The following is a 12,807-nucleotide window of genomic DNA, read 5'->3' on the forward strand; positions in this document are numbered from 1 at the left end:
ATGACTGTGTCTCTGACCTCGCTGCGCCCTCTGCAGCGCCTGGCCCTGCTTGCCTGCTCCCTGCCCCTGTTGCTGTTGACCGCTCCCGCGCTGGCTGCGGGCAAGCAGGATGCGAACCTGGACAAGATCAAAACCCTGGTCACCCAAAAAATGCCCCGTGCCATCGTCAACGGCGTGTACACCACCCCGCTGCCGAATCTGTATGAGGTGGTGGTCAATGGCAGCACCGTGCTGTATGTGGACAGCAAGGTGAATTACCTGATCCAGGGCGAGATGATTGATGTCCAGCACAAGCAAAGCCTGACCGAGCAGCGGCTGACCAGCTTGCGCAAGGCGGCCTACTCGGAGCTGCCGCTGGACCTGGCCATCCGTGAGGTACGCGGTACAGGCGCACGCACGCTGGTGGTGTTCTCCGACCCGGATTGCCCGTTTTGCCACCAGCTGGAGCAAAACCTGAAGCCAATGACAGACGTGACCATCTATACGCTGCTGTACCCGATCCCCCAGCTGCATCCGGATGCAGCACGCAAATCAGACCTGATCTGGTGCCAGCCCAACCGGCTGGCCGCCTGGCGCAACTGGATGGACAACAAGGTATTACCTGAGGCTGCTGCCAGCTGCATCAGCCCGCTGGCACGCATTGCCGAAACCGGCCAGCGTTGGGGCGTCGATGGCACCCCTGCGATTGTGCTGCCCGATGGCCGCATCATGCCGGGCGCGTATCCGCTGGCAGAAATCGAGAAGGCCCTGAGTGGCCAGTGATGCCCGGCATGCGGTGGGCACCTCTGGCATACATGGATAGGGTAAAGGAAGGCTGATGTCTGCACGCTGGTGGCAGAGCAAGCCGCATGAAAACCGGATGGCCATCGCCCTGGTGGTATCCTGGGGAGTGCACATGCTGTTGCTGCTGCCCAGTGGCGGCTACCTGCGCCCTGCCCCGCCGAGCCTGGCCGTCCGGCTGGCCCCCATGCAGGTCACCCTCCAACACGCGGGCGACGCAGCCGCCCCCGTGCTGCTGGCGCAACGCCCCAACACCGAAGCCTTGGCCTCACCGTCTACCGTACGGACCGCCACACCGGGTAACGGCCAAGGCCTGAGTCGCGAGCGGCCCAACATTGCCAGCAGCCTGCCCGACCCGATCGCCTCCGTGCCGGATCCCTTGCCAGATTCACTGCCACTGGCAGCCAGCCTGCCGACGCCCGGCCAGGCCAATACGCAGCCAGAAGCTTCCGTCGCATACGCCCATACCGCCGTCAACCCGGATTTTCTCAAGCTGCCATGGGACTCCCTGGCTGATGGCTTTGTTTACTCGCGCTTTGTCGACCGTGGCATCATTCCGGGTTGCACCTTGCAGTTCCTCTATCCGGATGACCCTGCCCTGCGCGCCAAAAGCGGGGTACTGGAGATGGAAATCCTGATCAATGAGTTTGGTCAGGCGGTTGCCACCCGCACCCTCAGCAGCACCCTGCCCCCCGAGTTTGCTGAATTCGCGGGCAACGCCATTCAGAGCAGCTGTTTCATTCCCGCCACCATGCAAGGTGCCACCGTCAAGGTGCGCCGCGTCATCCTGCTGAACTACGACCCGGTGCACGGCCTGAACTAAAGCACAGCAGCAGCGCAACACATTTGTCATGTACTTTTCAGAAAAGTGCTTTATCATCAGCCCACTGCATTATTGTTGCATTGCAAAATAACGCTTGACATTGTTGACCACACCTATACAATTCGAGCAAATATTGCACTGCACAAAGTGCGAACCTTATGACGACCCCCCAACAAGGAAAGGGTGTGACATGTTTAACGCTGTTACTTCGCTGGAACAATGGGTGCAACTGGGCCAAAACCAGTTCGACAAAACCCTGCGCTTCGCCAACATCGGCCTGAATGGCGCCGAAAAACTGGCCCAGCTGCAGCTGAATCTGTCGAAGGATTTTCTGGCTGATCAAGCCCAGCTGTTCAAGTCCCTGTTTGATATCAAAGACGTGCAAGCCCTGTTTGCCTTCCAGGGTAACCTGACTCAGCCGAGCATGGAAAAGTCGGTTGCCGCTTCGCGCACCGTGTACGAAACCCTGGCCGAACTGCAAAGCCAGTTCAGCGCTTTCGTAGAAAGCGAAGCCCAGGAAGCCCACAAGCAGTTCACCGGTTCGCTGGATGGTCTGCTGAAGGGTGCGCCGGCCGGTTCCGATGTGGCCGTGGCTGCCATCAAGTCAGCCCTGGCTGCCGCCAGCAACGCTTACGACACCGTGAGCCAGGCCGCCAAGAAGGTCACCACCGATCTGGTGGAAGCCGGTGTCAGCACCGCAGGCGAAACCGCTAAGACCAGCAGCACCCGTCGCAAACCGGCTGCCGCTGCCTGATCGGCCCGCAATCGGTAACGCAACGCCCCGCATTGCGGGGCGTTGTCTTTTGTGGCGCCCCCCATGAAAAACGGCACCCGCAGGTGCCGTTTTTCATGGGGCAAAGCCTGAATCAGCGACTGACTTCCGGCAGCTCGATTTTGACTTCCAGCACATCCAGATTGTCCTGACGCTCCAGATTCACCTTGATGTCATCCGGGTTGATCGACACATACTTGGAAATCACCGCCACCAGCTCGCGCTGCAAGGCAGGCAGATAATCCGGGCTGGCATCGCTGCGGCTGCCGCGCTCATGCGCCAGGATGATCTGCAGACGCTCCTTGGCCACACTGGCCGACTTCTTCTTCTCGCCAAGCAGAAAAGACAGGAAGGACATGCTTACCTCCCGCCGAACAGTCGCTTGAAGAAGCCGGGTTTGACGGCCTCAATAAAGCGCAGCGGCTTGTCTTCACCAAGGAAACGGGCCACCACATCCTTGTAGGCTTCCGATACATCGGAACCATGCATGTGCACCGCTGGCACCCCTTGGTTGGAGGCCTGCAACACCGCCTCCGACTCCGGGATCACCCCGATCAGGTCGATACGCAGGATCTCCTGGATGTCTTCCAGCGACAGCATTTGGCCGTCCTCCACCCGCAGCGGGTTATAGCGGGTAATCAGCAAGTGCTCCTTCACCGGCGGCAGGCCTTCAATGGCACGCTTGGTCTTGGAGCCCAGCATGCCGAGGATGCGGTCGGAATCGCGCACCGACGAAACTTCCGGGTTGGTCACCACCAGCGCTTCATCGGCAAAATGCATGGCGAGCAAGGCACCGGTTTCGATCCCGGCCGGCGAGTCACACACGATGTACTCAAAGCCCGTGTCAGCCATGTCTTTCAGTACCCGTTCCACCCCCTCTTGCGTCAGGGCATCCTTGTCGCGGGTTTGCGAGGCGGGCAGCACGAACAGGTTGTCGCACTGCTTGTCCTTGATCAGCGCCTGGTTGAGATTGGCTTCGTTGTGGATTACGTTGATCAGGTCGTACACCACCCGACGCTCGCAGCCCATGATCAGGTCCAGATTACGCAGGCCGACGTCAAAGTCGATCACCGCTGTCTTGAAGCCACGCAGGGCCAGACCGGAGGCAAAACTGGCGCTGGTGGTGGTCTTGCCCACCCCCCCCTTGCCTGAGGTCACCACGATGATTTTGGCCATCGAATCTTCTTCCTTTCCAGATCAAACATGCAACCCGACTGCTTGCCCGGTTGCCAGCGCCGGTTCACCCGGCAGGATGCTGCTCACAGGTTGAGCGGCAGCATCACCATTTTTTCACCTTCCAGCCGCACCTGGGCCGGTTTGCCGGCAATGTCAGCGGGCAGCGGCGTTTCCATGGTGCGATAGATACCGGCAATCGAAATCAGTTCCGGTTCCAGGCAGGTGCTGAAAATCCGCGCTTCCGTATTGCCACGCGCACCGGCAATCGCCTTGCCACGCAAGGGCGCATAGACATGAATGCTGCCATCGGCGATCACTTCCGCCCCATGGCTGACCATGGCCAGCACCACCAGATCCGCCCCTTTGGCGTAGACTTGCTGGCCGGAGCGCAAAGGCTTGTCGACCACCACTGTGGTGGCGGCAGCAGCAGGAACCGGTACCTCACGTACCACTTCCTTCACCACCTCCTTGACCACTTCGCGCACCACCTCCACCGGCTCGCCACGCGGCGCAGTGGTTTCCGGCGCTTCGGTCAGCCCGGCGGCCAGCGCAGCATTCATTTGCGCGTCATTGCCCCCACGCGCCGCCACCGGCACCATCTTGTACTGCTGCAACAGCGGCAGCAGGACTGCAAAATCAGGCACGCCTTCATCACGTACGGCACCCAGATCAATCACCACCGGATCGTGGCTGAAGAAATTGGGGGTTTTACCCAGATGCTCGGCCAGCTCGCGGGCCAGCAAGTCGAGATCGACGCTTTTCAGCACCACCGCGATCAAGGTCAGCGTGGCGCTTTTCAGCTCATACAGCGCAGGTGCGTTGGAAGTCGGGGCAAGGGCCATATTGTAATAACGCCTTGAAATAGGCGGAGTTTACCGGCCTGCCCCGCTGGCGACAAGCACTGTGACCCACTGCGTGTGCTGCGCCGCTGCACCCGCTTTCGCGCTACAATTCTTCTTTTGACGTACTCAAGCAGGATACGCATGACTGTGCAAGCAGCCGCACTGCGCGAACGGTTGAAATCGGCGCGCGTTCTGGTGGTTGGCGACGTGATGCTGGACCGCTACTGGTTCGGCGACGTCAACCGCATTTCGCCGGAGGCCCCGGTACCGGTGGTCAAGGTGGACCGCAGCGAAGAGCGCCCCGGTGGGGCGGCCAATGTGGCGCGCAATATTGCCGCACTGGGCGGCAAGGTCAGCCTGCTCTCCGTAGCAGGAGATGATGAACCCGCCAGCACCCTGCAGCGCCTGCTGCTGGAAGAAGGAGTGGATACCAGCCTGCTGCGTGATCGTGACTTTGTCACCACCGTCAAGCTGCGGGTGATTGGTCGCCAGCAGCAATTGCTGCGCATCGACTTTGAAACCCAGCCCAGCCACGAGATCCTGGCCGCCAAGCTGGCCGATTTTGAAGCACGTCTGCCCAAACATGATGTGGTGATCCTGTCGGACTACGGCAAAGGTGGGCTCGCCCACATCCAGCAGATGATCCAGACCGCCCGCGCCGCAGGCAAGCCGGTGCTGGTCGATCCCAAAGGCTCGGACTGGCAACGCTACCACGGCGCCAGCCTGATTACCCCCAACCGCAGCGAATTCCGCGAAGTGGCAGGCAGCTGGCAGAACGAGGCCGAGCTGACCCACAAGGCGCGTGAAGTGCGGCAGCGCTTCGGGCTGGATGCGCTGCTGGTCACCCGCAGCGAAGAAGGCATGACCCTGTTCGGCGCCGATCAAAGCTGGCATCAGCAAACGGTGGCGCGCGAAGTGTTCGACGTGACCGGTGCCGGGGATACCGTGATTGGTACCCTGGGCTTGATGCTGGCGGCAGGCCAACCGCTGCCAGACGCCGTGGAGTGGGCCAATCGCGCTGCAGGCATCGTGGTGGGCAAGCTGGGCACTGCAGTCGCACTGCCGGATGAATTGTTTGCCTGACAGGCACGACGGGCAGTCGCTGCCCATGGAAAGGATGCAAATATGTATGTGGTTACCGGGGCAGCAGGCTTTATTGGCTCCAATCTGGTCAAAGCTCTCAATGCGCGTGGCATTACCGACATTCTGGCGGTCGATCACCTGAAGGAAGGCGACAAATTCCGCAATCTGGTGGACTGCGACATTGCCGACTATCTGGACCGTGATGATTTCATCATCAAGGCGGTAAACGGCGAGCTGGATAATCAACTTACCGCCATCCTGCACCAGGGTGCGTGCTCCGACACCATGGAGCACGACGGCCAGTACATGATGGAAAACAACTACCGCTATTCGCTGCACCTGCTGGACTTCTGCCAGCAGGAAGAAATCCCCTTCATCTATGCCTCCAGTGCGGCGGTTTACGGTGCAACCACCACCTTCCGCGAAGATCGCGAGTTTGAAGGCCCGCTCAACGTCTACGGCTACTCCAAATTCCTGTTTGACCAGGTGGTACGTCGCCGCATGGAGGAACTCACTGCTCCGGTGGTCGGCCTGCGCTACTTCAATGTGTATGGCCCGCGCGAGCAGCACAAAGGCCGCATGGCGTCCGTCGCCTTCCATCTGTACAACCAGTACTGGGCAAACGGCAAGATCAAGCTGTTTGAAGGCAATGATGGCTACGCCGATGGCGAGCAATTGCGTGATTTCATCTCGGTGGAAGACGTGGTGAAGGTGAACCTGCACTTTCTGGATCACCCGGAAGTGGGCGGCATCTTCAACTGTGGCACCGGTCGGGCGCAGAGCTTCAATGATGTCGCCGTGGCGGTTGCCAATGCCTGCCGCGAAGCCGAGGGCAAACCGGCACTGCCGCTCGGCGAGCTGGTGGCGCAAGGCATCCTGGAATACATTGCCTTCCCCGATGCCCTGAAGGGCAAGTACCAGAGCTTCACCGAGGCCGATACCGTACTGCTGCGTGAAGCCGGTTATGAAGGTGAATTCCTGACTGTGCAGGAAGGAGTGCAGCGCTACGTGCAAGCTCGCCTGCATGCAGACGGACGTACCCGCTGAGTTCGATCCGGCAGGCAGGCCGCGTTAAGCGGCCTGTTTTTTTGGGCAAGATATGCGATTGATAAGGTTAACAAAAACCATTATCATTTAAATATGAATGCCAGCCTTGCCCTGACCGCACCCCGTCTGCCTACCCTGCCAGGGTGGCGCAGACCGGCACTGCTGGCTCTTTTGATCAGCCTGCATGCGGCCCTGCTGTATGGCATGTCCCGGCTCACGGTCGCACACCCGGCAACCTCACCTGCCAGTGTGATGATGGTCAGTCTGGTCGAAGATCCGCCCAAACCAGCCACACCCGCGCCGCCCCTTGCCGCCGCCCCCACCATCACCCCGGCAGCGGCCCCGCAGGTCAAGCATCCGCCCGTACCACGCCCTACGGCCGCTACGCCAGTTGCTCGCCCGGAGCCCGTTTCCCCGGTCGTGCCCCCCACTCGTATCACCCCGGACCCTGCCGCACCAGCACCCGCCACGCCTCCGGCTGCGTCGCCCGCGCCGGAGAGTGCGCCTGCTGCAACCGCAGTGGCCAAACCCGCCACACCACCCACCACGGGCCCCGCCCCAGGCTCGGCTGCAGGCAACAACCGCAGCAGCGAGGATGAAACCCCTGGGCCGCGGCTGGTCAGTGGGGTGGCCTACCTGCGCGAGCCCGCACCGGAATTCCCGGCTGCCTCGCGCCGGCTGGGGGAGCAAGGCACCGTCATGGTCAAGGTGCTGGTGGATGAGCAAGGCCACGCCGCCGAAGTGCAGATCCACCGTTCCTCCGGCTTCAACCGCCTGGACCGTGCCGCCAGCCGCGCGGTAGCCCAGGCTGTGTTCCGCCCCTATAGCATCAATGGTCGCGCCCAGTCAGCGTGGACCATCGTTCCCATTCATTTCAAGCTGGAAGCAGCAGAAGAGGTCAGCTCATGAACACTCCGGAAACCGGCATCCTGCATTTTCTCTCCCAGGCCGATGCGGTGGGGCACACCCTGCTGGCGGTCTTGCTGCTGATGTCGGTGGGCAGCTGGTATGTGGTGCTGATGAAACTGTGGCAGACCTGGCAGGAGCGTCAGCTCGCGCAACAATTCCTGGAGCGCTTCTGGGCAGCACCCTCACTGGATGAAGTTGCTCGCACGCTGGAGCAGGCACCAGCGCGTGACAGCTTTACCCTGATGACCCAGCACGCATTGCATGCACGCAGCCAGCACAAACGCCATGGCGCTACCCGCCTGGCGGAGGCAGGTTCGCTGGGGGACTATCTGACCCGTACGCTACGCAAGTCCATCGACGAAGAAACTGCACGCATGGAAAACGGCCTGACCCTGCTCGCCTCCGTCGGCGCCACGGCACCGTTTGTGGGCCTGTTCGGCACGGTGTGGGGGGTGTACCGGGCGTTGGTGTCCATCGGCAGCAGCGGCATGGTGGGGCTGGAGCAAGTGGCAGGACCGGTAGGTGAAGCCCTGATCATGACGGGTATCGGGCTCGGTGTCGCCATCCCCGCTGTACTCGCCTACAACGCCCTGACCCGGCGCAACCGGGTGCTGCAGGCACGGCTGGATTCCTTTGCCTATGACCTTTTCAATTTCATGGTCAGCGGCGAGCCGGTGCGGGCACCTGCTACCCCGCATCCCGAGCTGAAACTGGTCGCCGGTCAGGCCTGAGGAGTTAGCCATGGCATTTGGACGATTTGGCGGCCAAGCGCAAGGCCCGCAGGCTGAGATCAATATGGTGCCGCTGATCGACGTAATGCTGGTACTGCTGGTGATCTTCATGCTGTCTGCCCCGCTGATGACCCACGCCGTACGCTTGTCCCTGCCAAACGCACAATCCAGTGCCACGCCTCCTGAGCCCGCCAAGGTGGAATTGTCGCTGGATGCGCAGGGGCAGCTGTTCTGGGATGGCGCGCAGATTCCGCGCGAGCAGTTGGGCCCGCGCCTGCAGCAGCTGGCCCGGCAGCAACCTCAGCCTGCCCTGCACCTGCGGGCGGACCAGTCTACCCGCTACCAGGCGCTGGCCGACATCATGGCCGAAGCCTCGCGTCAGGGCGTGAAGCAAATCGGCTTCATCAGCGACCCGCATCCAGCCCCTTGAAGGCATCACCGCACTGTTGCCCACCTGGACGACACCCAAGTCCTGACAGCGGCCCGCTTCATGCGCTAAGCTATGCCGTCTTGACTTGAACGAGCTTTACCATGCCTGCCATCGGTGCCTACATCATTGGTGATGAGATTCTGTCCGGTCGCCGCCAGGACAAACATCTCACTGCGCTGATCGACATTCTGGGCGAGCGGGGGCTGCAGCTGGGCTGGTGCCAGTATCTGGGTGATGACCGTGAACAGCAGGCAGCCGCCTATGCCCGCTCCCTGCAAACCGATGACATCGTGTTCTCCTTCGGCGGCATCGGCGCCACGCCGGATGACCAGAGCCGACAAGCTTTTGCGCTTGCGGCAGGTGTGCCTTTGTTGCAGCACCCGGAAGGTATCCGCGAGCTGGAGGCACAGTTTGGTGCAGAAGCCTGGCCCAACCGGGTGCGCATGGTCGAATTCCCGCAAGGCGCGCGACTGATTCCCAACCCCGTCAACCGGGTGCCAGGCTTTTCCTGGCAACATCACCATTTTGTGCCCGGCTTCCCCAATATGGCCTGGCCCATGGTGCGCTGGGTCTTGGCACAGGTGTACCCGGACCTGCACGCACCTCGGCAGCAAACCCGCAGTTTCCTCTGCCATGACGCGCGCGAAAGCGTGCTGCTGCCGCTGATGGAGCAGTTTGTCGCCCGTTACCCGGCTCTGCGGCTCTCCAGCCTGCCTCATAGCATCGACCCGCAGCAGCCCAAGCCACCGGTCATCGAGTTTGGCGTCACCGGTCCTGCTGCCGAGGCCGACGCCGCTTGCGAGTGGCTCAAGGCCGCCTTGCGTGCCGAAGGTTACCGCCTGAGCTAAGCCGGCACGAGCAGCCCACTAGCTTCTGCCGTACAATGCCGCCCATGCAACTCATCGACCGCCCCATTCCCGGCGACGCCCTGCAGCGTCTGCTGGCTGCCCGCATTCCGCCCGCACTGGCTCGGCTATACGCCGCCCGGGGCGTGACCCAGCTGGAACAGCTCGACTATCGGCTGCAACAACTGCCGGACTTTACCCGCATGAAGGGGGCTGCAGCCGCAGGCCAGTTGCTGGCAGACTGTCTGCAGCAAGGCAAACGCATCCTCATTATTGCCGACTATGATGCCGATGGCGCCACCGCCTGTGCGGTGGCGGTACGTGGCTTGCGCATGTTGGGGGGCATCGTTGATTTTCTGGTGCCTAACCGGTTCGAATATGGTTACGGCCTGACCCCCGAAATCGTGGAGCTGGCAGCCAAGCGCCAACCGAATCTACTGGTGACCGTCGATAACGGCATCGCCAGCCTGGACGGCGTGGCCGCCGCTCAGGCACGCGGGTTGCCGGTCCTGATTACCGATCATCACTTGCCAGGGCCTCAGCTGCCGGAAGCGGCGGCCATCGTTAACCCCAACCAGCCCGGTTGTGACTTTCCCAGCAAGGCGCTTGCTGGCGTTGGGGTGATGTTCTACGTGCTGCTGGCCACCCGCGCGGCCTTGCGCGAACGCGGGCACTTCACCCCGGAGAATCAACCGAATCTGGCCACCTTGCTGGATCTGGTGGCGCTCGGCACGGTCGCCGATGTGGTGCCACTGGACGCGCTCAACCGCAGCCTTGTTTATCAGGGCTTGCGCCGCATGCGTGCGGGCCAGGCCTGCAGCGGCATCCGGGCTCTGGCGGAGGCCGCCGGACGCTCGCTGGACTTTGCCGGACACTATGAGCTGGGCTTTGTGCTGGGGCCGCGCCTGAACGCCGCAGGCCGCCTGGAAGACATGACGATTGGCATCCAGTGTCTGCTATCTGACGACCCGGCGCAGACCCGCCGCTGGGCCAGTGAACTGGAGCAATTGAACCAGGCACGCAAGGACATTGAAGCCGACATGCAGGAGGTGGCGCTGAACCGGGTCGATCTGGAACAGCTCGGCCAACAACACAGCATCGTGCTGTATGACCGCGACTGGCATCAGGGTGTGGTGGGCCTGCTGGCTGGCCGACTGAAAGAGCGCTTTCACCGTCCGACACTGGTATTTGCACGCGGGCAGGATGGCCTGCTCAAAGGCTCGGGACGCTCGATTGCGGGCTTCCATCTGCGCGACGCGCTGGACTGGGTCAGCAAGCAGCATCCCGACTTGCTGCACAAGTTTGGCGGGCATGCGGCGGCGGCAGGTCTCACCCTGGCGGAAGCGGACTTTCCCCGCTTTGCAGCGTGCTTTGAAGACGTTGCCCAGCAGTGGCTGCAGCCCGCCCAGTTGCAACGCCAACTGGAAACCGATGGCACACTACCGCCTCATGAATTGACTCTGCCACTGGCGGAAGCGCTGGAATCGCAAGTCTGGGGGCAGGGCTTTGCCGAGCCCGTTTACCGTGGGTATTTCCGGGTCAGCAGCCAGCGGGTGGTGGGTGAACGCCACCTCAAGCTGCAACTGACCAGTGCCGACGGTCAGGCTTTTGATGCCATCCTGTTCAACCAGGTAGACTTCCTGCCCGACCGTATCAGCATTGCCTATCGCATCAGCATCAACCGCTATGCCGGACGCAGCCGCCTGCAATTGGTGGTGCAGCAGTGGCAATCCGCTGAATCCATGCCACAATAAGAGTGAAGCACATTATCTGCAATGCCCCCGGAGCCGCCCATGCATATCGAAGCTCAGACCCAAGGCGATACTGCCATCCTGCACCTGTCTGGTCGTTTTGACTTCAGTGCACACCGTGATTTCCGTGAAGCCTATCAGGCACCGCTCGAACTGGCTGATTGCAAACAGCTGACCATTGATTTCTCACAGGTGGAGTATGTCGACAGCTCGGCCTTGGGCATGTTGTTGCTGTTGAAGGAAAAAGCGGCGGTCAGTGGCAAGAGCGTGGTGCTGTCCAACTGCACCGGCTTTGTTCTGGAAGTGTTCCAGGTGGTGAATTTCCAGCAGCTCTTCCAGATGATCTGATGCACGCAGCTGATGCCAGAGGGCACGACTGTGCCGGCAGTGGTATATTTGAAAATAATTCTCATTTAAAATACAATAAGGCCTCCACTACGGGAGGCCTTATGCATCTTATTCAAGCATTGCTATGGTTGGCAGGCTTGCGTCGCGCCCAGCCCGCCAACGACCGCCGCTAAACCGCGCCTGCCTCGGGGTGAAGCACTTAGCTGCGCGGTGCCTGCGGTTTGACCAGTGCTACTTTCTGATGCAGGGCAGCCGGATTACGCTCTAGCCAACGCCGGACCCGGATCGCATCGCCTACGCGGGTCATGCGCCCAGCCGAATCCAGCAGAATCATCACCACTGGCGTACGGTCGATACGGGCTTTGAGCACCAGACACTTGCCCGCCTCATTGGTGAACCCCGTCTTGCTGAGGTCGATGTCCCACTGCGTGTCGCGCACCAGCGGGTTGGTGTTGCCAAACTGGCGCACCCGGCCTCCCGCCAGCGGATTCAGCACATAGCTCTCGGTTGTCGTGTACTGGCGGATCAGCGGATAGCGTGCGGCAGCGTCTACCAATTTGGCCAGATCCTCAGCCGTGGAGACATTGCCGTTACCCAGCCCGCTGGAATCCACAAAGTGGGTGTTCACCATGCCCAGGCTGCGTGCCTTGCGGTTCATGCGTGCCACAAAGGCCTCGGTACCCCCCGGATAGGTGCGTGCCAGCAACGCTGCCGCCCGGTTTTCGGATGACATCAGTGCCAGCCGCAACATGTCTTCCCGGCTGGCGGTGGTCCCTACCATCAGGTGTGAGCTGCTATGCCGCAACTGGTCGACATCGTCTTCTTCCACCGTCACCGGCATATCCAGAGCCAGATGGGCATCCAGCACCACAACCGCCGTCATCAGCTTGGTCAGCGAGGCAATGGGCACCCGCACTTTGGCGTTGCGCTGATAAATGATTGCGCCAGTATCGGCGTGCTGGATCAGTACGGCGGAGGAGCGCAGCTCATCCAGCGAGCTGATCAGGGTGTCCTCGCTCTCGGCCATGGCCTCGGTCGGCAGCCGTGCGTCCAGACTGACGGCCTGCGCCTTGCCCGGCAGGGTCACACTGACGCGGTGACCCGGTTTCTGCCGAGTGGCCGGTTTGATATCACGTGCGGCGACCGGCAGGGTCAACACCCCACCCAGTAGGCCCAACAGCAGCAATCGGGGGAAGGTCAAGCGTGCATCCATGGCTCGCCCCTCTCTATTTCAGTATTCTCAATACAATAAAAATAAACAAAATGAAGG

The 12,807-nt window shown here is 61.4% G+C and carries 15 protein-coding genes; 11 read left to right on the forward strand and 4 right to left on the reverse strand.

Going from position 1 to position 12,807, the window contains the following annotated elements:
• The 3 genes from HF682_RS12860 to HF682_RS12870 all read left to right on the forward strand — a co-directional run bounded on the left by HF682_RS12860 (position 1) and on the right by HF682_RS12870 (position 2,357).
• A complete protein-coding gene (locus tag HF682_RS12860) occupies positions 1-762 on the forward strand; it encodes a DsbC family protein (RefSeq protein WP_168877725.1) in 762 nt (253 codons plus the stop codon).
• Positions 763-817: 55 nt separating this feature from the next.
• Positions 818-1,603 carry an energy transducer TonB gene (locus tag HF682_RS12865; protein WP_168877726.1) on the forward strand — a complete coding sequence of 262 codons (786 nt, stop codon included), beginning with the start codon at positions 818-820 and terminating at the stop codon, positions 1,601-1,603.
• A 190-nt stretch (positions 1,604-1,793) separates the two neighbouring features.
• Entirely contained in the window at positions 1,794-2,357 is a 564-nt protein-coding gene (locus HF682_RS12870) for a phasin family protein (RefSeq protein ID WP_168877727.1), read from the forward strand.
• A gap of 112 nt (positions 2,358-2,469) precedes the next feature.
• Here the strand turns inward: HF682_RS12870 and minE are convergent, their stop codons facing one another.
• The 3 genes from minE to minC all read right to left on the reverse strand — a co-directional run bounded on the left by minE (position 2,470) and on the right by minC (position 4,393).
• Positions 2,470-2,733: a cell division topological specificity factor MinE gene (minE, locus tag HF682_RS12875; protein WP_168877728.1), complete on the reverse strand. Its 264-nt coding sequence runs from the start codon at positions 2,731-2,733 to the stop codon at positions 2,470-2,472.
• Between the two features lie 2 nt (positions 2,734-2,735).
• Positions 2,736-3,551 (reverse strand): septum site-determining protein MinD, encoded by an 816-nt coding sequence (minD, locus tag HF682_RS12880; protein ID WP_168877729.1) that lies wholly within the window; start codon positions 3,549-3,551, stop codon positions 2,736-2,738.
• 83 nt (positions 3,552-3,634) lie between these two features.
• The gene (gene minC / locus HF682_RS12885) at positions 3,635-4,393 is read right to left on the reverse strand and encodes a septum site-determining protein MinC (RefSeq protein WP_168877730.1); all 759 of its coding nucleotides are present in this window, start codon (positions 4,391-4,393) and stop codon (positions 3,635-3,637) included.
• 141 nt (positions 4,394-4,534) lie between these two features.
• Between minC and rfaE1 the strand changes: the two genes are divergently transcribed.
• The 8 genes from rfaE1 (at position 4,535) to HF682_RS12925 (ending at position 11,537) form a co-directional block, all read left to right on the forward strand.
• Entirely contained in the window at positions 4,535-5,476 is a 942-nt protein-coding gene (gene rfaE1, locus HF682_RS12890; RefSeq protein WP_168877731.1) for a D-glycero-beta-D-manno-heptose-7-phosphate kinase, read from the forward strand.
• Positions 5,477-5,518: 42 nt separating this feature from the next.
• Complete coding sequence (gene rfaD, locus HF682_RS12895) at positions 5,519-6,523, forward strand: ADP-glyceromanno-heptose 6-epimerase (protein WP_168877732.1); 1,005 nt, start codon at positions 5,519-5,521, stop codon at positions 6,521-6,523.
• 93 nt (positions 6,524-6,616) lie between these two features.
• On the forward strand, positions 6,617-7,432 hold the full coding sequence (locus HF682_RS12900) for an energy transducer TonB (protein ID WP_168877733.1): 816 nt from the start codon (positions 6,617-6,619) through the stop codon (positions 7,430-7,432).
• Positions 7,429-8,163: a MotA/TolQ/ExbB proton channel family protein gene (locus HF682_RS12905; RefSeq protein WP_168877734.1), complete on the forward strand. Its 735-nt coding sequence runs from the start codon at positions 7,429-7,431 to the stop codon at positions 8,161-8,163. Before HF682_RS12900 ends, HF682_RS12905 begins: the two co-directional genes overlap by 4 nt.
• 10 nt (positions 8,164-8,173) lie before the next feature.
• Positions 8,174-8,593, forward strand: coding sequence for an ExbD/TolR family protein (locus HF682_RS12910; protein ID WP_168877735.1), 420 nt, complete (start codon positions 8,174-8,176; stop codon positions 8,591-8,593).
• A gap of 101 nt (positions 8,594-8,694) precedes the next feature.
• Entirely contained in the window at positions 8,695-9,441 is a 747-nt protein-coding gene (locus HF682_RS12915) for a competence/damage-inducible protein A (protein WP_168877736.1), read from the forward strand.
• Between the two features lie 44 nt (positions 9,442-9,485).
• Positions 9,486-11,192 carry a single-stranded-DNA-specific exonuclease RecJ gene (gene recJ / locus HF682_RS12920; protein ID WP_168877737.1) on the forward strand — a complete coding sequence of 569 codons (1,707 nt, stop codon included), beginning with the start codon at positions 9,486-9,488 and terminating at the stop codon, positions 11,190-11,192.
• Positions 11,193-11,231: 39 nt separating this feature from the next.
• A complete protein-coding gene (locus HF682_RS12925) occupies positions 11,232-11,537 on the forward strand; it encodes an STAS domain-containing protein (protein WP_168877738.1) in 306 nt (101 codons plus the stop codon).
• 199 nt (positions 11,538-11,736) lie between these two features.
• Here HF682_RS12925 and HF682_RS12930 read toward each other — a convergent pair whose 3' ends face one another.
• Positions 11,737-12,750 (reverse strand): serine hydrolase, encoded by a 1,014-nt coding sequence (locus HF682_RS12930; RefSeq protein WP_168877739.1) that lies wholly within the window; start codon positions 12,748-12,750, stop codon positions 11,737-11,739.
• Positions 12,751-12,807: the final 57 nt, after the last annotated feature.

This window comes from Leeia aquatica (genome assembly GCF_012641365.1).
GTDB lineage: Bacteria > Pseudomonadota > Gammaproteobacteria > Burkholderiales > Leeiaceae > Leeia > Leeia aquatica.